Source organism: Williamsia limnetica (assembly GCF_003217475.1).
GTDB lineage: Bacteria > Actinomycetota > Actinomycetes > Mycobacteriales > Mycobacteriaceae > Williamsia > Williamsia limnetica.
Genome location: NZ_QJSP01000002.1, coordinates 110,236 through 131,364, shown reverse-complemented (window position 1 = coordinate 131,364; position 21,129 = coordinate 110,236). Strand labels below are relative to the sequence as shown.

Annotated in this window: 22 protein-coding genes; 4 read left to right on the top strand and 18 right to left on the bottom strand. The window is 65.4% G+C overall.

Going from position 1 to position 21,129, the window contains the following annotated elements; all coding sequences use genetic code 11:
• Positions 1–12: 12 nt before the first annotated feature.
• The 3 genes from DFR67_RS03340 to DFR67_RS03330 are packed head-to-tail and all read left to right on the top strand — an operon-like array spanning position 13 to position 2,767.
• Positions 13–918, top strand: a complete 906-nt coding sequence (locus DFR67_RS03340; protein ID WP_110468015.1) for a CoA transferase subunit A — start codon at positions 13–15, stop codon at positions 916–918.
• On the top strand, positions 915–1,694 hold the full coding sequence (locus DFR67_RS03335; protein ID WP_110468014.1) for a CoA-transferase: 780 nt from the start codon (positions 915–917) through the stop codon (positions 1,692–1,694). The genes DFR67_RS03340 and DFR67_RS03335 overlap by 4 nt, the downstream gene beginning before the upstream one ends.
• Positions 1,691–2,767 carry an NAD(P)H-dependent flavin oxidoreductase gene (locus DFR67_RS03330; RefSeq protein ID WP_110468013.1) on the top strand — a complete coding sequence of 359 codons (1,077 nt, stop codon included), beginning with the start codon at positions 1,691–1,693 and terminating at the stop codon, positions 2,765–2,767. Before DFR67_RS03335 ends, DFR67_RS03330 begins: the two co-directional genes overlap by 4 nt.
• A gap of 34 nt (positions 2,768–2,801) precedes the next feature.
• On the opposite strand, the gene DFR67_RS03325 is transcribed toward DFR67_RS03330, so the two are convergent.
• From DFR67_RS03325 to DFR67_RS03300, 6 genes are all read right to left on the bottom strand, one after another.
• On the bottom strand, positions 2,802–3,782 hold the full coding sequence (locus tag DFR67_RS03325) for a DUF389 domain-containing protein (protein WP_110468012.1): 981 nt from the start codon (positions 3,780–3,782) through the stop codon (positions 2,802–2,804).
• A gap of 98 nt (positions 3,783–3,880) precedes the next feature.
• Positions 3,881–4,510: a TetR/AcrR family transcriptional regulator gene (locus DFR67_RS03320; protein ID WP_110468011.1), complete on the bottom strand. Its 630-nt coding sequence runs from the start codon at positions 4,508–4,510 to the stop codon at positions 3,881–3,883.
• A 124-nt stretch (positions 4,511–4,634) separates the two neighbouring features.
• Positions 4,635–6,149: an aldehyde dehydrogenase family protein gene (locus DFR67_RS03315; protein ID WP_110468010.1), complete on the bottom strand. Its 1,515-nt coding sequence runs from the start codon at positions 6,147–6,149 to the stop codon at positions 4,635–4,637.
• A 190-nt stretch (positions 6,150–6,339) separates the two neighbouring features.
• Complete coding sequence (locus tag DFR67_RS03310; protein ID WP_110468009.1) at positions 6,340–7,494, bottom strand: acetyl-CoA C-acetyltransferase; 1,155 nt, start codon at positions 7,492–7,494, stop codon at positions 6,340–6,342.
• A 60-nt stretch (positions 7,495–7,554) separates the two neighbouring features.
• Positions 7,555–8,385 (bottom strand): SDR family oxidoreductase, encoded by an 831-nt coding sequence (locus DFR67_RS03305; protein ID WP_110468008.1) that lies wholly within the window; start codon positions 8,383–8,385, stop codon positions 7,555–7,557.
• Positions 8,385–9,635: an acyl-CoA dehydrogenase family protein gene (locus tag DFR67_RS03300; protein ID WP_110468302.1), complete on the bottom strand. Its 1,251-nt coding sequence runs from the start codon at positions 9,633–9,635 to the stop codon at positions 8,385–8,387. Before DFR67_RS03300 ends, DFR67_RS03305 begins: the two co-directional genes overlap by 1 nt.
• A gap of 139 nt (positions 9,636–9,774) precedes the next feature.
• On the opposite strand from DFR67_RS03300, the gene DFR67_RS03295 reads away from it, so the two are divergent.
• Complete coding sequence (locus tag DFR67_RS03295; RefSeq protein ID WP_245937699.1) at positions 9,775–11,370, top strand: FadD3 family acyl-CoA ligase; 1,596 nt, start codon at positions 9,775–9,777, stop codon at positions 11,368–11,370.
• Positions 11,371–11,555: 185 nt separating this feature from the next.
• Here DFR67_RS03295 and DFR67_RS03290 read toward each other — a convergent pair whose 3' ends face one another.
• The 12 genes from DFR67_RS03290 to folP all read right to left on the bottom strand — a co-directional run bounded on the left by DFR67_RS03290 (position 11,556) and on the right by folP (position 21,114).
• Complete coding sequence (locus DFR67_RS03290; protein WP_110468006.1) at positions 11,556–11,888, bottom strand: histone-like nucleoid-structuring protein Lsr2; 333 nt, start codon at positions 11,886–11,888, stop codon at positions 11,556–11,558.
• A 146-nt stretch (positions 11,889–12,034) separates the two neighbouring features.
• A complete protein-coding gene (gene lysS / locus DFR67_RS03285; RefSeq protein WP_245937731.1) occupies positions 12,035–13,492 on the bottom strand; it encodes a lysine--tRNA ligase in 1,458 nt (485 codons plus the stop codon).
• 165 nt (positions 13,493–13,657) lie between these two features.
• Positions 13,658–14,125, bottom strand: coding sequence for a hypothetical protein (locus DFR67_RS03280; protein ID WP_245937698.1), 468 nt, complete (start codon positions 14,123–14,125; stop codon positions 13,658–13,660).
• A 177-nt stretch (positions 14,126–14,302) separates the two neighbouring features.
• Entirely contained in the window at positions 14,303–15,115 is an 813-nt protein-coding gene (locus tag DFR67_RS03275) for a type III pantothenate kinase (RefSeq protein WP_110468004.1), read from the bottom strand.
• Between the two features lies 1 nt (position 15,116).
• Positions 15,117–15,545 (bottom strand): aspartate 1-decarboxylase, encoded by a 429-nt coding sequence (gene panD, locus DFR67_RS03270; RefSeq protein ID WP_110468003.1) that lies wholly within the window; start codon positions 15,543–15,545, stop codon positions 15,117–15,119.
• Positions 15,542–16,444 (bottom strand): pantoate--beta-alanine ligase, encoded by a 903-nt coding sequence (panC, locus tag DFR67_RS03265; RefSeq protein ID WP_245937697.1) that lies wholly within the window; start codon positions 16,442–16,444, stop codon positions 15,542–15,544. The genes panD and panC overlap by 4 nt, the downstream gene beginning before the upstream one ends.
• A 46-nt stretch (positions 16,445–16,490) precedes the next feature.
• Positions 16,491–17,384: a Rossmann-like and DUF2520 domain-containing protein gene (locus tag DFR67_RS03260; RefSeq protein WP_110468300.1), complete on the bottom strand. Its 894-nt coding sequence runs from the start codon at positions 17,382–17,384 to the stop codon at positions 16,491–16,493.
• A gap of 151 nt (positions 17,385–17,535) precedes the next feature.
• A complete protein-coding gene (locus DFR67_RS03255; RefSeq protein WP_110468001.1) occupies positions 17,536–18,714 on the bottom strand; it encodes a DUF6779 domain-containing protein in 1,179 nt (392 codons plus the stop codon).
• Between the two features lie 112 nt (positions 18,715–18,826).
• The gene (locus DFR67_RS03250) at positions 18,827–19,327 is read right to left on the bottom strand and encodes a DUF3180 domain-containing protein (protein ID WP_245937696.1); all 501 of its coding nucleotides are present in this window, start codon (positions 19,325–19,327) and stop codon (positions 18,827–18,829) included.
• Complete coding sequence (gene folK / locus DFR67_RS03245) at positions 19,324–19,857, bottom strand: 2-amino-4-hydroxy-6-hydroxymethyldihydropteridine diphosphokinase (protein ID WP_110468000.1); 534 nt, start codon at positions 19,855–19,857, stop codon at positions 19,324–19,326. Before folK ends, DFR67_RS03250 begins: the two co-directional genes overlap by 4 nt.
• On the bottom strand, positions 19,854–20,228 hold the full coding sequence (gene folB / locus DFR67_RS03240; protein WP_110467999.1) for a dihydroneopterin aldolase: 375 nt from the start codon (positions 20,226–20,228) through the stop codon (positions 19,854–19,856). The genes folK and folB overlap by 4 nt, the downstream gene beginning before the upstream one ends.
• Positions 20,221–21,114 carry a dihydropteroate synthase gene (folP, locus tag DFR67_RS03235; protein WP_245937695.1) on the bottom strand — a complete coding sequence of 298 codons (894 nt, stop codon included), beginning with the start codon at positions 21,112–21,114 and terminating at the stop codon, positions 20,221–20,223. Before folP ends, folB begins: the two co-directional genes overlap by 8 nt.
• Between the last annotated feature and the right edge of the window lie 15 nt (positions 21,115–21,129).

Genomic DNA, 21,129 nt, shown 5'->3' with positions numbered 1-21,129 from the left:
ATCTGAGCAGTAATGGCCAAGGACAAGACAAGCACCCTCGACGACGTCATCGGCGAAATCGAGAGCGGCATGACCATCGGCATCGGAGGCTGGGGATCACGCCGCAAACCGATGGCACTCGTACGCGCGCTCGCACGCTCGACCGTGACGGACCTGACCGTGGTCACCTATGGTGGACCGGATCTCGGATTGCTCTGCGCCGCAGGCAAGGTGAGCAAGGCCTACTACGGGTTCGTGTCGCTGGACTCACCACCGTTCTACGACCCGTGGTTCGCCGCGGCCCGAACCTCCGGATCCATCACGGTTCGTGAGATGGACGAGGGCATGGTCAAGTGTGGACTCGAGGCCGCTGCCGCCCGGCTGCCGTTCCTGCCGATCCGCGCCGGGCTCGGTTCCGATGTCCCGAACTTCTGGGACGGCGAACTCTCCACCGTCACTTCCCCTTATCCCGATGACGACGGCAGACACCAGACCCTCATCGCGATGCCCGCACTGAACCTCGATGCCGCCTTCGTGCACCTCGACCTCGCCGACAAGCACGGCAACGCCGCATACACCGGCATCGACCCTTACTTCGACGACCTCTACTGCGGCGCAGCCAAGCGCCGGTATCTCGAGACCGATCGCCTGGTGTCCACCGAGGAACTGATGGAATCGGTCCCGCTGCAACGGGTACTGCTCAACCGCCTCAATGTCGACCGCGTGGTGCACACCCCGAACGGCGCCCACTTCACGTTCGCGGGCGACTACGGCCGAGACGAGGCGTTCCAGCGGTTCTACGCGGAGTCGGCCAAGACCCCCGAGGCATGGCAGGCGTTCTCCGACCGCTTCCTCGCAGTCGACGAGCCCCAGTACCAGAGCGAGATCAGCACATGGGCCACCGAACAGGCGGCCATCGCGAAGGAGTCCGGAAAATGACCTCACCCCAAGCCGCAGACGTCACCCGCGCAGAGAGCTGCGTCATCGCGTGCGCCGAGATCTTCGCCGGTGCAGGCGAGACGATGGCGTCGCCGATGGCCACCACGCCCCTCATCGGAGTTCGGCTGGCCAGGCTGACCACCGAACCCGACCTGCTGATCACCGACGGTGAGGCGTTGATCTTCGCCGACACCCCCGCGGTCGGAAAGTCCGGGGCCATCGAGGGTTACATGCCGTTCCGGAAGGTTTTCGACGTCGTCGCCTCGGGCCGTCGTCATGTTGTGATGGGCGCCAACCAAATCGACCGTTTCGGCAACCAGAACCTGTCGGCGTTCGGCCCGCTGCAACAGCCGACGCGCCAGATGTTCGGGTCACGCGGCGCACCGGGCAACACCATCAATCACCCGACGAGCTACTGGGTCGCCAAACACTCCTCGCGGGTGTTCGGCGGGGTGGTGGACGTGGTCTCCGGCGTCGGCTACGACAAGGTCGATCCGGAGAACCCCGCCTACAAATACCTCAACATCTATCGAGTGGTGACCAACCTGGGCGTTTTCGACTTCGGGGGTCCGGATCACACGATGCGCGCCCTGAGCCTGCATCCGGGCGTCGAGGCGGACGAGGTCGCCGACAACACCGGCTTCGAGGTCGCAGACCTCGACACCGCCGGTGTGACCCGCCTTCCGTCGGCCGAGGAACTCCGGCTCATCCGCGAGGTCATCGACCCGAAGGGTCTGCGGGAGAAAGAAGTCAAGCCGGTAGGAGCAGCGAAGTGACCTCCCCCGCACCCGCGCTCTCCACGCGCTTCACCGAGTTGGTCGGTATCGAGTACCCGATCGTGCAGACCGGGATGGGCTGGGTGTCGGGGCCGTCGCTGACCTCGGCCACGTCGAACGCCGGAGGTCTCGGCATCCTGGCGTCGGCCACGATGACCTTCGCCGAGCTCGAGACGGCCATCGCCAAGACGAAGACGTTGACGGACAAGCCCTTCGGCGTCAATCTCCGTGCCGATGCCACCGACGCACCCGAACGGATCGATCTGCTGATTCGCGAGCAGGTGAAGGTTGCGTCGTTCGCGTTGGCACCCAAGCCTGAACTTATCGCCAAGCTCAAGGACCACGGGGTGGTTGTCATCCCGTCGATCGGAGCCGCAAAACATGCGGTCAAGGTCGCATCGTGGGGTGCCGACGCCGTGATCGTCCAGGGCGGCGAAGGCGGCGGACACACCGGACCGGTCGCGACCACCCTGCTGCTACCCAGCGTGCTCGACGCGCTTGGCCCCGAAGGGATTCCCGTCGTGGCGGCCGGAGGCTTCTTCGACGGGCGCGGACTCGTCGCAGCCCTGTCCTACGGTGCCGAAGGCATCGCGATGGGGACCCGGTTCCTGCTGACGTCAGACAGCGCGGTGCCCGACGCCGTCAAGAAGGAGTACATTCAGCGCGGCCTCGGCGACACCGTCGTCTCCACGAAGGTCGACGGAATGCCGCACCGGGTCCTGCGGACCGAACTCGTCGAAAAGCTCGAATCCGGCAACAGCGCAACAGCTCTGGCAGCAGCGGCGGGCAACGCCAACAAGTTCAAGCAGCTGACCGGCATGAAGTGGTCGACGATGCTCAAGGACGGCCGCACCATGCGCAAGTCAGGTGAACGCACCTGGCAGCAGATCATCATGGCCGGCAACACCCCGATGCTCCTTCGCGCCGGACTGGTCGAAGGCAACACCGATGCCGGCGTGCTCGCTTCGGGTCAGGTCGTCGGGATGATCGACGACCTGCCCAGCTGTGACGAACTCGTCCAATCGATCATGACGCAGGCCTGGGATCGCTTGGAGCGACTGAAGAAGCTCTGAGCGCCGGGGAAATTCCGAGCAGCCCGGGGTGTGACTACAGTTCGGGTGCTCGCCGACGCCGCGCCGAACGGTTCTTGAGCAATCTGGCCCGGTACGCCGACGCCCGACCCCAACTCGCCTGCTGCAATGCAAGGGTCAGCCAACCGGCAACCGCCATGCCCGCGAGGTTGAGAAGCAACTGCAGGGTGCTTCCGACGATGGTGTCCCGGAGCCCGAAAGCGAGACCGAGGGCGACGTTGCCTGCCGCGGGGATCGTCGTCACGGAGATGAAGACTCCTGACAGGCCGCCCAGTTTCGCCGAGGTCACGGACAGGACGCCGGCGGCCCCTGCGAGCACTGCGACGATGAACGACCACTTGTCCGGGGAGTAGATGAACTCGGTGTCCGGACGCGATTCGACGACATCGATCACCGTGATCCAGCCCAATGCCCGGGCGACGAGCGTCAGGGCGGTGGTGGCGACGATGGCGATTGCGAAGCCCCCGACCAGGGTGGCCGCGGCCCGTCGCAGCAGCGTGAGACGGCGGCGCACCAACGCCACGCCGAGCGCGGCGACCGCACCGAACTCAGGACCGAGCACCATCGCACCGATGAGCAGGATCGTCGAGTTCAGGAGGATGGCGATGGCGACCAGCACGGTGGCCAGGAACATGAAGCTGACGAAGGTCCAGTTGAATTCGGAGTCCTCATACGCGGTCTGGGTGACCTCACTCCAGACCACGGCGTCCGCGCTGGCCCCCGGCGTGACCTGATCGGCCTCGAAGCCGTTCTGGGACATCCAGGTCGGGACATCGGCGAGCTGGATGGACCCGTACTTGTGGATCTCCATGCGCAAGAGGACGTCGACGATCTCATTGACACCCTCGCGCGCGATGTCTGCCTCGATGATGTCGCCGGCCGGTTTCACCGAGACGCCGCGATGAACGGCGACGTTACTGACGGCGGTGTCGTCGGTGAGCAGGTCGACAATCGTTTGCGTGTGCTCGGCGGGTGAGACCACCCGTAACAACATCATGCGCACACCTTGCCACTGCGGCGCGAAACACCCGGAAATGGTGGGTACTGGCGAGCATTTGCGCAGGTCACGGTCGCCCGAACCCACCAGAATCGGGGTCAGCGGGGAACGATACCGTCGAGCACGACGCTCAGATACTGGTCGGCAACCTGCTGTGCGGTCATCTCGCCGCCCGGGCGATACCAGCGAACCGCAACCCACACGGTGTCGCGCATGAATCGGTAGACGAGTTCGGTGTCGAGATCCTTGCGGAAGCTGCCATCGGCAACACCACTTTTGAGCACATCGCTCCACAGGGCCCGGAACTCGACGTTGCGTTCGCGGATGTAGGCGAACCGCTCCTGCCCGGACAGCCGCTTCGCCTCATCCTGGTAGATCGCCACCGCCGAGTGATCTCGGTCGATGCTCTCGAAGGAGGCGGTCACCAAACTGGTCAGCGTCTCGCGGGCGGGCAGACCTGCTGCCACGACCTCCCGATAGCTCTCGAACAGTGAATCCAGAAACCCCTGGAGGATCTCGTCGACCATGGTCTCTTTGGAATCGAAGTGGTGATAGAGACTTCCCGAGAGAATTCCCGCGGCGTCGGCGATGTCGCGGACGGTGGTCGTGCGCAGCCCGCGCTCGGCGAACAGTCCACTCGCCACGGTGAGCAATTCATCGCGCCGCGAAACCCGGGTACGCTCACCCGACGGCCCAACAGCTGTCGTCTCACTCCGTCTTGGTGTCACCCGCCGAGCCTACCAAGCGCTTGGTTGTTACCGCGGACACGCACAAACCCAGCCACTCCGGGCATACCCAGTTGCAGCAGCAACTGGATGTACCCGAACCGACTGGGTTTGTGTCAGGTGTGGCTCAGAGCTTGTGGCCGAGCTTCTTGCGAGCACGGTTGTTGAAGAACTTCCAGAGCTTCATCTGCACGTTGGTGGTCTTGACATCCTTCGGCGTGAACGGCGCCGTCATCATCTCGGACACCGCCATCCCCATCGTCGAGAACGCGACCGCGCGCGCATGGGAGAAGGTTTCGAACCCGTACTTACCGTGGTAGCTACCCATGCCACTTCGACCCACGCCACCGAACGGCAGATCCGGGCCGAACATGTTGATCGCGAAGTCGTTGCCATTGATGGATCCGGACCGGGTCGAGTCGGCGAGCTTGCTGAAACGCTCGTTGTATTCGCCGTACCAATACATCGTCAGCGGATGCGGGTGGCTGGTGATGTGGGCGATGGCCTCGTCGAGCTCGCGGTACGGGTACACGGTCAGGACCGGACCGAACACCTCGTCCTCCTCGATCTTCATCCCGGCCTTCACACCGGTCAGCAACGTCGGCGCGATCTTGCGGGTCTGCGCGTCGGGTAGCTTCTCACCCGCCGGGATCACCTGATGCTTCGTGGCGCCCAGGGATTCCGCGTCATCGATCAGATCGACGATCCTGTTGAAGTTCTTCTCGTTGATCGTCGCCGTGAATTGCGGGTTGTCTTTGATCGACGGCAGATTCGCGCGCCAGCGGGCCAGCACCCGATCGGTGAACTCGCCGACCTTGGCTTCGGGCACCCACACGTAGTCGGGGCACAGGCAGACCTGACCGCCGTTGACGAGACGGGCATCGGCGATCCGGGTGGCGGCCTTCTCGATGTCGGCCTCGGCATCGACGACGACAGGGTTCTTGCCGCCGAGTTCGAGGGTCACCGGCACCAGGTTCTTGCCGGCCTCGGCGGCGACCGAGGCACCGACCTCCGGCGAGCCGGTGAAGAACATGTGATCGACCTCGAGCTTCGCGAAGTCCGATCCACCGCCGTGCGCACTGGTCAGCACTGCGAGCTCTTCGAGAGCGAAGTATCGCGGCGCGAGTTTCGCGAGCACCGCTGTTGTCTTCGCGGTGATCGAGGACGGGCGCATCAGGACGCGGTTGCCGGCGGCGAGTGCCGATCCGGCTGGGACGATGGTCAGCTGCAGCGGGAAGTTCCAGGGACCCATGATCCCGACGACCCCCTTGGGGTCGTGGCGGACCTCCTGGCGCAGACCGGCCTTGGCAAGCACCTTGCCCGGCGTGGACGTCTGCATCCACTTCTTCACGTGCCGTTTCTGATGATTCAGGTCGATCATGCAGCCTGCGACGTCAGCGGCGATCGACAGTTCCCGGGGACGAGACCCGAAGTCCGCGGTCAACGCTTCCGAGATCTCCTCTGCATTGTCGAGCAGCATCGCCTGCAAACGCACGATCCGGTCGATGCGGGTCTCGGCGTCCGGGATCCCGTCGCGCAGGAACGCCGCCCGCTGAAGGTCGAGCAACGCCTGCAGCGACAGGGTGTCGGCGGATGTGTTCTCGCTGACCTGTTTCTTTGCCACGTCTGCGGGTTTGGTCATGGCGGGGACCTCCAAGTGCTTCTGGTTCGCATGCGAAACGTTGGAACGATTTTCCAAGTATGTCGCAAACCAGTATGCGCCAACTCACACCTGCCGCGCCACCTGCGCCGCCGCGCCCGCCGATCATGGGGCCTTTTGGCGGAGCCCACTTGGGCTTTTGGTCGCCAAAAGGCCCCAATTTCGGGAAAGGCTAGAGGCGCTCGATGATCGTGACGTTGGCGGTGCCACCGCCCTCACACATCGTCTGCAGGCCGTAGCGACCACCGGTGCGCTCGAGTTCGTGCAACAGAGTCGCGAACAGTTTGGCGCCGGTCGCCCCGAGTGGATGTCCGAGCGCGATGCCGCCGCCGTTCGGATTGACCCGCGCCGGATCTGCGCCGGTCTCTTTCAGCCAGGCCAGGACCACGGGTGCGAAGGCTTCATTGATCTCGACGACGTCGATGTCGTCGATACTGAGGCCTGTCTTCTCCAAGGCGTACTTGGTCGCCGGGATCGGTGCCGACAGCATCATCACGGGATCGTCGCCGCGCACCGAGATGTGGTGGATCCGGGCCCGCGGGGTCAGTCCGTATGTCTTGAGCGCGGCTTCGGAGACCACCAAGGTCGCCGACGCACCGTCACAGATCTGCGATGCGACCGCAGCGGTCAGCTGCGACCCCTCGGCCAGCACCTTGAGTCCGGCCATCTTCTCCAGCGTTGTCTCACGCGGGCATTCGTCGACGACACAATCACCCAGCGGGACGGTCTCCGCGGCGAAACGACCCTCGTCGATCGCGCGGCGGGCGCGCTGGTGGGACTGCAGGGCCCACTGCTCCATGTCGAGCCGGCTGATGTCCCACTTCTTGGCCATCATGTCGGCTCCGACGAACTGCGAGATCTCTGCATCACCGAAACGCTCGGTCCAGCCCGGGGACTCGGCCGTCGGGGTGGTGTAGCCGAACTCGCGGCCCGCGAGCATCGCCGCCGAGATGGGGATGGCGCTCATGTTCTGCAGACCACCCGCGATCACGACGTCCTGGGTACCACTCATCACGGCCTGGGCCGCGAAATGAATTGCCTGCTGGGACGATCCGCATTGGCGATCGACCGTGGTACCCGGGATGTCCAGCGGCAGGCCCGCGGTGAGCCAGGCGGTGCGGGCGATGTTGCCGGCCTGAGCGCCGATGGTGTCGACGCATCCGAAGATCACGTCGTCGACGACCACCGGATCGATGCCGGTCCGCTCGATCACGGCCTTGATGACGTGGGCCCCCAGGTCCGCCGGATGAACCCCGGCCAGGGACCCGTTCCGTTTGCCCACCGGGGTCCGCAGTGCTTCGACGATGTACGCCTGAGGCTGAGACATGCTGTGCTCCTCGAACTATCTGGGAAAGATTGACTGTCTACTGGAAGATCTGGCGAGTGTTCAAGCGCGCTGACTGGAGATCGAGACGACCTCGCCGGTCAGGTAGGTGGTGTAGTCGCTGGCGAGCATGGCGATGGTGGCCGCGATCTCCCACACCTCGGCGGCGCGGCCGTAAGCCTCACGTGAGGCGAGGTCGGCGAGTAGTTCTTCGCTGGTCACCTTCGCGAGGAACGGGTGCCGCGCGATCGACGGCGCCACGGCGTTGATGCGTACCCCGTACTCGGCGGCTTCGATGGCAGCGCACCTGGTCAGCGCCATCACCCCGGCCTTCGCTGCGGCGTAGTGGGATTGACTGTGCTGGGCGCGCCAACCGAGTACCGAGGCGTTGTTCACGATGACACCACCGTGCGGGGCGTCGCGGAAGTAGCGCAACGCGGCCCTGGTCGCACGGAAGGTCCCGTTGAGGGTGATGTCGATGACGCGGTCCCACTCGTCGTCGTCCATGTCCACCACCGGGGTCTCGCCACCGAGACCGGCGTTGTTGATCAGGATGTCGATGCGCCCGAGTTGCTCTGCCGCCGAGGTGATCAGCTCGTTCACCTCAGAGGTCTGCTGGACGTTGCACACCGCCTGGGCCACCACCTGGTCGCCGAACTCGGCATGCAGTTTGTCGGCGGTCTCACCCAATCGCCGCTCGTGCCAGTCGCTGACGAGCACGTCCGCGCCCTCGAGCAAAGCCCTTCGCGCCGAGGCGAATCCGATTCCGGTGCCGGCTGCCGCGGTGACGACGACCTTGCGCCCGGCCAGCAGTCCGTGTCCGGCGATCTCTTCCGGTACCTCGGCCAGCGGGCTCCTGCGGCCCTGCGTGGGCACGGTCTGTTCTGCGGTCACTATCGTGCCTCTCGAGGTAGTCCGAGCACTCGCTCGGCGATGATGTTGCGTTGCACTTCGTTGGATCCGCCATAAATGGTGTCTGCGCGGGTGAAAAGGAACAGCCTCTGCCAGAAGTCCAACTCGAGGTGCTCCGGATCGAAGATGTCGTTCGCGGCACCCTCGCTGGTGGCCTCCGGTGCGATCAGCGACGGCGCACCCTGCACCGCCATCGCCAGCTCTCCGAGGTCCCGATGCCAATTGGCCCACAGCAACTTCGCAACCGACGCCTCGCCACCGGACCCGCCGGTGTCCACGATCGCCAATGTCCGCTGGGCATGCGCGCGCATCACCCGCAGCTCCAGTGACGCCCTCGCGATCCGTTCCCGGATGACGGGCTCGCTCGCGGTGCCGTTCGCCTTGGCCATCTCGACGACGTGATCCAACTCGCGCGAGAATCCGACCTGCTGGCCGAGGGTGGAGACACCACGCTCGAACTGCAGCAGCCCCATGGCCACCTTCCAGCCCTCGCCCGGCTCGCCGACCACGAGCGATGCCTCGGTGGTGGCGTCGTCGAAGAAGACCTCGTTGAACTCGGACGTCCCGGTGAGCTGCTGGATCGGGCGGACCGTCACGCCCGGCTGATCCAGCGGTACGAGCAGGAAGCTGAGCCCTTTGTGCCGGCTCGACCCCGGTTCGGTACGGCACAAGACGAAGGCCCACTGCGCCACATGGGCCAGCGAGGTCCAGACCTTCTGTCCGTTGATGACCCACGTGTCGCCGTCGAGGCGCGCAGTCGTCGAGATGTTGGCGAGATCGGAGCCGGCTCCCGGCTCGGAGTATCCCTGCGCCCAGAGTTCGTCGACATCTCTGATGCCGGGCAGAAACCGGCGTTTCTGCTCGTCTGTACCGAACGCGATCAGGGTCGGCCCGAGGAGCTCTTCGCCGACGTGACTGACCCGGGCCGGCGCCCCGGACCGCGCGTACTCCTGATGGAACAGGATCCGCTGTTCGATGGTGGCCCCGCGACCGCCGTACTCCGTCGGCCAGCCGAGACATGTCCAGCCCGCCCGGGCCAGCAGTCTGTCCCACTCCAACCGGCGGGCGAAGAACTCGTGCTCGCTACCCGGGCCGCCGCGGGACTTGAGATTCTCGAATTCTCCCGACAGATGTTGGTCCAGCCACGTCCGGACGGAATCGGCGAAGTCTGCCGTCGTTCCATCCCATTGCGCCAGGTCCACGCCTCGGTCAGCGAGGTTGATCGCCGTCATGACGACCACCATAACCGACCAAGCACTTGCTCGGTCAGACCACCCAAGCAAGTGCTAGGTTTTTGCTTCGGCACCCGCGTTCACCACGACGGGAGCAGCATATTCGAACAGGTGTGAACACCGGGAGGAATTCATGTGCGTGACACCAGATCGTCCGGCAGGCAACGTCGTCGACCTCGAGGACGTCGCCACCACCACCCAGGCGCTGCAACGCGCGGCCCGGCTGTGGCCCGATCAGCCGGCGATCATCGACGACCAGTGGGGCGAGCCGGTCCAACTGACCTGGTCGGAACTGCAGACTGCGGTCGACGCCTTCGCGACGGCGCTCATCGAGCAGGGGATCAACGCCGGGGACCGCGTCGCGATCTGGGCGCCGAACAGCTACCACTGGCCGATCGCGGCACTCGGCGTCCACGTCGCAGGTGCAACTCTGGTCCCACTCAACACCCGCTACACCGCAACGGAGGCGCTCGAGATCATCCAGCGCACCAGCGCACGGGCCCTGGTGGTCGCGGGCATGTTCCTGGGCACCGATCGGCTGGCCCGCCTGGCCGAGGCCGCCGGCGACCTCGACACCCAGACGAACCTGTCGGTGGCCGTCAGGATCCGCCTCGAGGCCGACGACCAGCGCGACACCATCGGCGTGGACTGGACCGACTTCCTCGCTTCCGTCGTCGATCACGACACCACCGAGGCACGAACCCGGGCCGCCGCCGTCGCGCCGACCGACATCTCCGACGTGCTGTTCACCTCCGGTACCACCGGCAAGTCGAAGGGCGCTCTGGCCGAGCACCAGCAGACCATCGCCGGCGCACGGGCCTGGGCCCAGAACGGTCGCCTGGGGCCGCAGGACACCTACCTGATGGCGAACCCCTACTTCCACACCTTTGGCTACAAGGCGGGCATCCTCCCGTGCACCCTGATGGGCACGACCATGGTTCCGCTCGCGGTGTACTCCCCGACGGAGGCCATGCGGCTCATCGAAACCAGAGCGGTCACCGTGTTCCCGGGTGCTCCCACGATCTTCCAGACGATCCTCGACGCCCCCGGACGAGAAAATCACGACCTGTCATCGCTGCGCCTTGCCGTCACCGGCGCAGCCATCGTCCCGGTGGTGCTGGTCGAGCGGATGCAGAACGACCTGGGCATCGAGACGGTGGTGACCGCCTACGGATTGACCGAGACGAGCGGCTTCGTGTCCACCTGCACCCCCGACGACGACAACGAGACCGTCGCGCACACCTGCGGCCGGGCGTTCGCAGGTATGGAGTTCAAGCTGTCCGACGCCGGCGAGGTACTGGCTCGCGGGAAAATGGTCATGGCCGGATACCTCGACGACCCCCAGGCGACCGCGGAGGCCATCGATGCAGACGGCTGGCTGCACACCGGCGATATCGGAACAATTGATGCAAAAGGGAACCTCACGATCACAGATCGTCTCAAAGACATGTACATCTGCGGCGGATTCAACGTCTATCCCGCCGAGATCGAGCAGGTTCTCTCACGAATCAATGGCGTGACCGAAGTCGCGGTAATCGGCGTCCCCGACGATCGACTTGGCGAAGTGGGACGGGCATACATCACGACGGCGGCCGGGGCGTCGATAGATGAGGCTTCCGTCATATCTCACGCTCGCGAGAAACTGGCGAACTTCAAGATTCCCCGATCGGTTGTCTTCATCGAAGAGTTCCCCCGCAATGCGGCAGGCAAGATCTTGAAACGGGAGCTTTCATAAAGGAGTCGGAATCAATTCTTGTCATACAGGTTCACAAATGATCGCGACGGTCAGAATTATTTCCGATTGTTTGAGGTTTCGCCCGATCCACAATTGATCCGATCGCCGCGGGCAAGAAAAAACGAGCGACCCGATAACTCGGGTCGCTCGTCTATTCAGACTACATCCGTGGTCAGAAACCAGGGTCAGTGCGCCTCGTTGTAGGCGTCCACGATGCCTGCGGCAATACGTCCACGTGAGGACACCTGATGGCCGCTGCGACGCGCCCAATCACGAATTGCCGCGGTCTGCTCACGATCCACCGAGGCCTTGGTCGTGAGGCCCTTGGCACGCTTGCGACCACTCACACGACGGGCGTGCTCAGCCCATTTCGCGACGTCATCGCGCAGCTTGTCCGCGTTCTTGGAAGACAGGTCAATCTCGTAGGTGACGCCATCGACGCCGAACTCCACGGTCTCATCCGCCGTCTTGCTGTCGTCGACATCATCGACCAGCGTGACCGTAACTTTCTTAGCCATTGTGCTCCATTCGTGATGGCTCCGAGACTTTCATTGATAGATCCGGCACCAACACGAACACGCATATTCATAGTGGCCGCCTATCGGCCGCCAGCATAGCGCGAATGAACCATCCGCGCTAATAGTGAAGAAATGTCTTGTTTAAGTCATTGCTGCGGCTTCACAAGTGGAAAGAGGATCGTTTCCCGAATGCCGAGTCCGGTAAGCGCCATCAGTAGTCGATCAATGCCCATTCCCGTACCGGTGGTCGGCGGCATACCCTGCTCCATGGCGGCAAGAAAGTCCTCATCGAGAACCATTGCCTCATCATCCCCCGCTCGAGCAAGGCGCGCCTGGTCGACGAACCGCTCACGCTGAATGACCGGGTCGATCAATTCTGAATACCCTGTTGCCAATTCGAAGCCCCGCATATACAGGTCCCACTTCTCGGTCACACCTTCGATGGTGCGGTGCTCACGCACCAGCGGAGAGGTCTCGATCGGGAAGTCCCGCACGAACACCGGCCCCGACAGCTCCTCGCCGACAGTGTGCTCCCACAGCTCTTCGACCAGCTTGCCGTGGCCGTATCCCTTGTTCGGGGGGATCTCGAGTCCCACTCGGTCGCTGATCTCGAGCAGTCGCTCCACAGACGTCCGCGGGGTGACCTCCTCGTCGACCGCCTGCGACAACGACGGATACATCTCCACCGACCGCCACTGACCACCGAGATCGTAGGTGGTGCCGTCCGCCATCTCCGGGGTGAGCGTGCCGAGTGCACCCATCGCGACCTCTTGGATGACCTCCCGCGTCATCTGCGCAGAATCGTCGTACGTGCCGTAGGCCTGATAGGTCTCGAGCATCGCGAACTCCGGAGAATGCGTCGAGTCGGCGCCCTCGTTGCGGAAATTACGGTTGATCTCGAAGACCCGCTCGATGCCGCCGACCACGGCCCGCTTCAGGAAGAGCTCGGGGGCGATGCGCAGATAGAGGTCGATGTCGAAGGCATTCGAATGGGTGACGAACGGTCGTGCCGCCGCGCCGCCATGCAGAGTCTGGAGCATCGGGGTCTCGATCTCGAGGAAGCCACGTCGTTCCAGTGCGGCGCGCAGTTCCCGCATCACCGCGACCCTCATGCGGGCCGTCTCGCGCGCCTGCGGCCGGATGATCAGGTCGAGGTACCGCTGCCGGACCCGTGCCTCTTCACTCATGTCCTTGTGGGCCACCGGAAGTGGGCGCAGGGCCTTGGACGCCATCTGCCAGGTGTCGGCGAGCACACTGAGCTCGCCGCGTCGTGAGCTGATGACCTCACCGTGGACGAAGACGAAATCACCGAGGTCGACGTCGGCCTTCCAGGCGGCCAGCAAGTCCTCGCCGACACCATTGAGGCTGATCATCGCCTGCAGTTGGGTGCCGTCACCTTCTTGCAGAGTGGCAAAACAGAGCTTGCCGGTGTTACGGACGAAGATGACGCGACCGGCCACCCCGACGATGTCGCCGGTCTGGGTGTCCACCTCGAGGTCGGGATACTTCGCGCGCACCTCGGCAAGGGAATGTGTCCGTGGCACAGACACCGGATACGCCTCGCCGCCCTCGGTGAGGATTTTTTCACGCTTGGCTCGGCGGATACGGAGCTGTTCCGGGGTCTGATCTGCTTCCGGTGCTTGCGCAGCGGTGTCGACATCTGGGGTATTTCGGCCTCGGCCACGGACTTCATTCACACAGGCGACCCTATCGGCCGCGAAGAACACTGCCGAATTCATCGAGCCGCGCAGCGATCCGTGCCGCCCGCGTCAGTGTGCCGAGTAGGTCTCCAGGTCGCGGGCGGTATGCGCGCCGAGCGGTCCGCGAGTACCCGAGCGAGACAACAGTTGCTGTCCGCCTGCGACGAACCGCGCGCCGGTGACACCTAGCGCCTGCAGTCGCCAGGTCAGCATCTCGGCGTCGTGACCGTCGCGGCCCACCAACACCCATCGTCGCCCGAGATCAGCGCTCGACAGCGACGCAGCGGTGCCGGGTACGAGCCGCGCGAGCACGACTTCGGCCGGAATCGCCAACGCGCCCAACAAGATTCCGTCCAGATCCCGATCGGTCTGGCTACGGATGTCGATCGCCGTTGCGCCGCTGCGCAGGGCGGGCCCGAACTGATCGGCGGAGATGGACAACGGCGCGGAAGCCCGGGCGGTCATCGGCTCGGCGGGACGACTGGGTGCGTCGATGTGAGGGTGGACGTCTGACAAGGGTGCGGTGAGCACTGACATCGGGAGAACTTTCAGATGTGATCAGCGGCCGGCGGCCGCCGAGATCGGGCACAGGGGTCATCGAGAGGCATTCAGCCCCGACAACACTCCTGACAGCTCCGGTTCATCACGGAGCAGATTCTGCCATAGCCGGCCCGCACGCACCAGTGCACCGCCGAGGATCTTCGCGGAGCTCGCTCAGAGCTGCGGCCGCGATCGGGTACGGGCATCCCGCTGGCGCTCATAGACCAAGCGCAACCCGTCCAGGGTCAGGGTCGGCTCGTGGTGCTGCAGACTCGTGCATTCGTCGAAGACCAGTGGCGCCAGGTAACCGGTCGCGATGACGGCGATCGCGTCTCCGTCGAAACCGGGAACCTCGCGTCGCACCCGCGACACGAGGCCGTCGACCTGGCCCGCGAAACCGTACAAGATGCCCGACTGCAGAGCTTCGACGGTGTTCTTGCCGACGACGCTGCGCGGGGGCAGCAGCTCGACCGTGCGCAGCGTGACCGTTCGTGCGGCCAGCGCCTCCACGGCGAGGTCGATGCCGGGAGCGATCGCGCCTCCGAGGAACTCCCCCTTGGCCGAGACCACGTCCACCAGCGTCGTGGTACCGAAGTCCACCACGATGCACCCGCGCTGGTAGGCCGTATAGGCCGCCAGCGCATTCGCGACCCGGTCGGTGCCTACTTCTTTGGGGTTGTCGACGAGCAGCGGAACCCCGGTCCGCACACCTGGTTCGAGCAGGACGTGAGGTCCGGGTCCGTAGTACTTGCCCACCATCACTCGCATCTCCCGAAGGAGCGACGGCACCGTCGACAGACCGACTACCGCGGTCACCTGATCGATGTCGGAGCCCAGCAGGCCGCGAATGTTGAGCGCCAGCTCGTCAGCGGTCATCCTCGGTTCGGTGCGCATGCGCCAATCCCGGACCAGCCGCGCGTGGGCGCCCTGGCCGGCATAGACGCCGAGGTGGATGTTGGTGTTCCCCACATCCAGCGCGAGCAGCATGTCAGGCCGTGCTGCCCGAGAGCAGCTCCCTCGGGTCCCGCAGATCAGTGCCGGCGGGCGCGTGGGCGGGGTCGGCGCCGAGCTCGACGATCCGGTTCTGCTCGTCGACGAACACGACCCGGGGCCGATACTGCTGCACCTCTTCTTCGTTCAGGCCGCCGTACGCGATCAGGATCACCAGATCGCCCGGGTGCACCAGATGCGCTGCCGCACCGTTGATCCCGATGACACCGGAGCCGCGTGGACCGGCGATCACGTAGGTCTCGAGCCGGGCGCCGTTCGTGATGTCGACGATCGAGACCTGCTCCCCCTCGATGAGGCCTGCCGCATCGAGGAGGTCGGTGTCGACCGTGACGGAACCGACGTAGTGCAGGTCCGCCTGGGTCACGGTTGCGCGGTGGATCTTCGACGTCATCATGGTGCGAATCATGGTGTGTTCTCTCCTCTTTCAAGAAACCCGGTGCCGATGGCCACGCCGACGTTGTCGATTAGCCGGGCGGAGCCGATTCTGGCGGCGACCAGCAGCCTGCCGTCGCCACGTTCGGGTGGAGGTTGCAGACCCGTCCCCCGTAGTTCGAGATAGTCGACCTCGATCTCCGGGTGGTGGGCCAGCACCGATCGTGCGGTGTCCAGGATGGCTGCTTCACCGCCGGCGGCCGAGTAGGCCCCCGCCACCAGGGCCGCGGACAGGGAGGTCGCCAGCTCACGCTGCGTGGGGTCGAGGTAGCGGTTGCGTGAGGACATCGCGAGGCCGTCCGATTCCCGCACCGTCGGCACTCCGACGATCTGCACGTCCAGGTTCAGATCGCTGACCATCTGCCGGATCAGGACCAGCTGCTGGTAGTCCTTCTCTCCGAAGTACGCCGCCATCGGTGCTGCGATGTTCAGGAGTTTGAGTACCACCGTGAGCATTCCGGCGAAATGGGTTGGCCGGGAACCGCCTTCGAGTTCACTCCCGAGCGGGCCGGGATGCACGGTGGTTCGCGGACCGGTCGGATACATGTCGGAGACCCCTGGAGCGAAGACGAGTTCGACGCCGGCCCTGCGCAACAGGTCACAGTCTTTCTTGAACGTGCGCGGGTAGGCGTCGAGGTCTTCGCCGGCACCGAACTGCAGCGGATTGACGAAGATCGAGACGATGACGACCGCGTCGCCCTTCCCTTTGGCTGCCCTGACGAGTTCGAGGTGCCCGTCGTGCAGTGCGCCCATCGTCGGCACCAACACCACACGCTTGCCGGTCGAACGCAGCGCCCGGCTGACCTTGTTCAGCACCGCAGGGTCGCGGTGGACCGTCAGTTGACCTGCAGTGTAGGGCTTTTCGGCGGTCACATCGCTCCTGATCCGGTCACGTCACTCCTGGTATCGATCTTGCCGCTCATGACTGATCACCTGCGAGCAGTTCGATCATGTCTGCAGGTGGGTCGGTGTACGAGGCCGCGCGGCGGGCCATGGCCCGGTATCCCTGCGCGATGCCCTCATCGGTGGCCGACAGGGCTGCCAGATGCCGCGCGACCGCCGCGGTGTCGCCGCGCATCACCGGGCCCGTGAGGGCTTTCGGACCCGACCGCAGTGTGTTGTCGAGCGCTGCGACGAGAATCGGCCCGAGGATCCGTTCCGCGCTGACATCCTGCCCGACCAGCACCGTGCGCAAAGCCGCTGCAGCATCGCTGACCAGCGCCACCAGGTGATTCGCGCCGTGCGCGACGGCGGCGTGATAGAGCGTCCGGTCGCTCTCGCGGATGTGAACCGGTTCTGCCCCCATCTCCAGCACCAGGGACTGTCCGATGGCGAGCCCGACATCGTCGGCGGCGGTGATGCCGAAGCAGCAGGTACGCAGGCGATCGGTGTCTTCTTCTGAGCCGATGAACGTCATCGCCGGATGCAGAGCCAGCGGCAAGGCCCCCAGGTCGGTCAACGGATCGAGGACGCGGACGCCGAGTGCTCCTGCGGTGTGGGCGACGATCGTGCCCGGCCGCACCGATCCGGACGCGGCGAGTTCTGCGATCACCGTCACCAATCGGTCATCGGGGACGGCGAGGATCAACAGCTCACAGCGTGCCGCGACCTCGGCGGGCTGGAGTATCTGTGACTCCGGGAGTCGACGCCGCGCGCGGTCGCGAGATGCGGCCGATCCGGCCCAGACGGCGCCGACCACGTGGTCTGCACGCTCGAGTGCCTGACCGATCGTGGTCCCCACTCGGCCCGCAGACACGATGCCCACCGTCAGGCGGGCAGGCGCGGGCCAATTGGTAATCCCCGTCGAGGTCACCGTCGTCCTCCATTCGTTCCAGTCCCGCTGTTGGCTCAGCCGCGGGTACCAGACGTTCCGCAGCGAGAATAGAACCAGTACGAGCCGAACCGCCAATACCTGTGACCGGGCTCACCCGCCTCAGGTCTTCTTCTGGGCCCAGCCGGGTCCGTCAGTCGCGACGACGGCGGCGACCACCGCCGGGAGTCGAGGACTCGAATCCCGTCAAGAGTTCGGACACCGAGCGTCCGGACGCGTGAGCTCCGGGTAGTTCGGGAACGCCGTCGGCGTCGTCGGCGAGAAGCGCGTCGGGTATGCCGCCTTCGGGAGGCGCAGCGACCTCCCACTCATCGGTCGGGGTCTCGTCCACGAACGCCGGTACCGGCTGCTCGTCGCCGGGAGCCTCTCCATCGGTGGGCGTCTGGGCACGGTGGCGAGTGCCACCGGAGTGACGTCCTGCCGCCGAGCCTGCAGCTGCCTCGTCTGCACCGGCAACGGGGACCCGAAGGGGTTCGGGTTGCGCAGCACCGTCTTCGACCAGCTCGGGGTCGAGCGGCTGAGGTACCTCGGGTTCTGAGCCGTAGGCCTCGGGAACGAAAGGCGGATCGTATGGCTGGGGAGCGGGGGGATCCGCGGCCTCGGCCGGCAACGGGTCGTCGTCGGTGACCACCGGGATGACCTCGGTCATATCGTTCCGGTCACCGCGCTCGGACTGATCTGACGGCGGCGCCGTGGAGGCGAAGTCGCGTTCAGCGACCGCACCGTCGTCCGGAACCAGCGGCGCACTCCCGAACGAAGGCTCGGAGTACGCGAACCCGCTCGGCCGATCGCCCCCGAAGCGTGACTCGTCGACACCGAAGCCCGTGTGCCGCGAGCGGTGCTCGAGTTCGGGCAGACGTTCGCGTACCAACGCGATCCGTTCGTCGGGCAACTCACCGAGCAGCTGCTCCAGGCTCGCCCGTAGCGACGCGAGTTCGGATTTGAGTGCCCGCAACTCCTCGCCGGACTCGGCACCGACCTCCTTGCGGATCTGCGACTCGACGCCGAGTTCGTATTGCCGCCGAGCGGTGATCTCGCGTTCGAGCTGCAGCTCGTACACCAATCGCAGATCTCGGGCCTTCGCCTCGGACGAATCGGCCTGCCTGCGGTACTTGGTCACCAGAATGGCGCCGATGACGGCCGCCCAGAGCGCGGTGATCACCGCGAGTGACCCGGCGATGCTCATCTCGGAGGTGATGATCATGAAGACGCTGGAACCGAGCGCGAACAGCAGCAGCACACCCAGCAGCCACTGACCGGGACCACGACGGGCTCTTCTGGCATCAGCCGAACGGCCAGCGGAGGTGGTCATTGGGCAAACATACCGTTCGAGATCGCATCGATCCGACACTTGGTTCGGCAAGTCCCGTTATGGGAGCTCGATCCGGTGCCGGTTCGCCGATATCCGCTGTTGCCTCGCGTCCTCACGTGACGAGATCGTCGGACGGGTCGTCAGGCGTGCGGCAGCAATATTCGAGCCAGAGCGCTGCGGCCGCCAGCAACACACCGCCGATCAACCCGATGATCGTGCCGGGCCGGTCGTGCTCCGCCGCCGCCAGATCGCCCTGTTGGCTGAGCAGATACACCAGGGTGCCGGCCCAGACACCGGTGGCGATGGCCCCGAGGATCGCCGACGCCTTGGCCAGCGCCAGAACCCGGGCGGCGGTCAACGGGTGCAATTGGCCGTGATGAGAGCCGACCTGCCTGCCTGCGACCCGGGCCCGAACCACAAAGGCGATGACAACTTCAAGGGCCGCAAGCACATACAGGACGATTCCGGCGAGCAACGGCAGCGGCGGCATGGACCCGTAACTGATCCGGACCACGAGGAAGACGACGACGGCGATCACTGCGGCCAGGATCGACAGGTCGCGCACCCGGGTGGGACCCATCGCGTTCTCGTTCTCGGGCGGATCGCCTCTCATCGAGGCCCGCTGCCGGTGATGACCAGCCGGTCGTCGGTGCGGGTGACGCCGTCACGCTCGGACGCGGGCAGTGCGGCGAGCAACTCCACCACCGGCACCCTGACACCGGCATGCCACACGGCTGCGCCGGGGTCGGCCTCGAGCCATGGGACGAGTACAAAAGCCCGCTCCGCGGCGCGCGGGTGCGGCAGGGTCAGCACCGGGTCATCCGAGATCACCTCGGTGTCGTCGTACGGCATCGAGATCACGTCCACGTCGAGAGTCCTTGGACCCCAGCGCTGCACGCGTACCCGATCCGCCTCCCGCTCCAATTCCTGACCGGCCGCCAACCACTGCCTGCCATCACGCTCGTCATCATCGACGATCAGCACGGCGTTGAGGAATTCTTCCTGCTCCACGCCGCCCCAGGGCGGGGTGGAGTACACCCCGGACGCGGCGACGACCGCGGTCCCCAATCGCTCACACACCAACTGCAGATGGGCCAGTCGGTCACCGATGTTGGAGCCGATCGACAACACCGCCCGGGTCACTGGGAACCCTTGCGAGAGCGTCTCGCCACCACCGCGACATCGTCGAACGCCAGATCGATTGGTGCCGAGGGCTTGTGCAGTGTCACCTCACACGCCAGCACCTGTTCGGTCTCCAGCATGATCCGGTCCGCGATCTCCGCGGCGACCGTCTCGATGAGATTGCGAGGGGTCCCGGCGATGATGTCGTACGCCAGATGGGCCAGCGCCCCGTAGTCGACGGTGTCGGCGAGATCGTCGGTGGCCGCCGCGATCCGCGAATCCACCCACAGGATGACGTCGACGACAAAATCCTGACCGTCCTGGCGCTCGTGATCAAAAACGCCGTGGTTTCCCCGAACCTTCAACCCACGCAATTCGATTCGATCAGCCATCGTGTCCCTTCGCCTGGTCGACCCCGAAGTGCGGTCGAGTTCCGTGTGCCGCTGCCGGCCGGGCGGCGCCCGCGGCCCACGCATCGGCAACCGCCACCGCATCCCGGCTCGCAGCGACATCGTGCACACGCACACCCCATGCGCCGTTCGCTGCCGCCAGCGCGCTGAGCGCAGCCGTCGCGATCTCTCGACCGTCGGGAGGGCGCGGCTCACCGGCGGCGTCGGCCAGCAATGAACCGAGGAATCGTTTCCGGGAGGCGCCGACAAGCACCGGGTACCCGAGACCGACAAGAGTCGGCAGCGCATGCAGCAGAGCCCAGTTGTGCTCGGCGGTCTTGGCGAAACCCAGCCCCGGGTCCAGGATCAGGGTCGCCGGGTCGACCCCGGCGGTGGTCGCGGCGTCGACCTGCGCGAGCAGTTCTCCGCTCACCTCCGCGACCACGTCGCGATACCCGCCCTTCTCGCCGCGGCGATGGGTGAACGAGGGGTCGGACGGGCGCCAGTGCATCAGGATCCACGGAACCCGGGCGTTCGCCACCACTTTCGCCATGTCGGCATCGCTGCGTCCGCCCGACACATCGTTGACTATCGCGGCGCCTGCCTCGATCGCCTGCTCGGCGACGACGGCTCGCATGGTGTCGACGGACGTCGCTATGCCGTGAGCGGCAAGGCCTTTGATGACGGGGGTGACCCGGGCGATCTCCAGGGCGGGATCGACCCGTTGCGCCCCCGGCCGAGTCGACTCACCGCCGACGTCGATGATGTCGGCACCGCTGCTCGCAAGTGCGATGCCGTGAGCGATGGCAGCGTCGGTGTCCAGGTACCGTCCGCCGTCGGAGAACGAGTCAGCTGTCACGTTCACGACGCCCACGATGACCGTGCTCATGTGGTCAGCCCCTCC

Bases quoted from the DNA above. Each gene is read 5' to 3' on its own strand.
- DFR67_RS03335 (WP_110468014.1), top strand. From the start codon at position 915: ATGACCTCACCCCAAGCCGCAGACGTCACCCGCGCAGAGAGCTGCGTC.
- panD (WP_110468003.1), bottom strand. From the start codon at position 15,545: ATGATTCGCACCATGATGACGTCGAAGATCCACCGCGCAACCGTGACC.
- DFR67_RS03340 (WP_110468015.1), top strand. From the start codon at position 13: ATGGCCAAGGACAAGACAAGCACCCTCGACGACGTCATCGGCGAAATC.
- DFR67_RS03280 (WP_245937698.1), bottom strand. From the start codon at position 14,125: ATGTCAGTGCTCACCGCACCCTTGTCAGACGTCCACCCTCACATCGAC.
- folB (WP_110467999.1), bottom strand. From the start codon at position 20,228: ATGGCTGATCGAATCGAATTGCGTGGGTTGAAGGTTCGGGGAAACCAC.
- DFR67_RS03310 (WP_110468009.1), bottom strand. From the start codon at position 7,494: ATGTCTCAGCCTCAGGCGTACATCGTCGAAGCACTGCGGACCCCGGTG.
- DFR67_RS03300 (WP_110468302.1), bottom strand. From the start codon at position 9,635: ATGACGGCGATCAACCTCGCTGACCGAGGCGTGGACCTGGCGCAATGG.
- DFR67_RS03255 (WP_110468001.1), bottom strand. From the start codon at position 18,714: ATGACCACCTCCGCTGGCCGTTCGGCTGATGCCAGAAGAGCCCGTCGT.
- DFR67_RS03325 (WP_110468012.1), bottom strand. From the start codon at position 3,782: ATGATGTTGTTACGGGTGGTCTCACCCGCCGAGCACACGCAAACGATT.
- DFR67_RS03275 (WP_110468004.1), bottom strand. From the start codon at position 15,115: ATGCTGCTCGCGCTGGATGTGGGGAACACCAACATCCACCTCGGCGTC.
- DFR67_RS03250 (WP_245937696.1), bottom strand. From the start codon at position 19,327: ATGAGAGGCGATCCGCCCGAGAACGAGAACGCGATGGGTCCCACCCGG.
- DFR67_RS03290 (WP_110468006.1), bottom strand. From the start codon at position 11,888: ATGGCTAAGAAAGTTACGGTCACGCTGGTCGATGATGTCGACGACAGC.
- folP (WP_245937695.1), bottom strand. From the start codon at position 21,114: ATGAGCACGGTCATCGTGGGCGTCGTGAACGTGACAGCTGACTCGTTC.
- DFR67_RS03315 (WP_110468010.1), bottom strand. From the start codon at position 6,149: ATGACCAAACCCGCAGACGTGGCAAAGAAACAGGTCAGCGAGAACACA.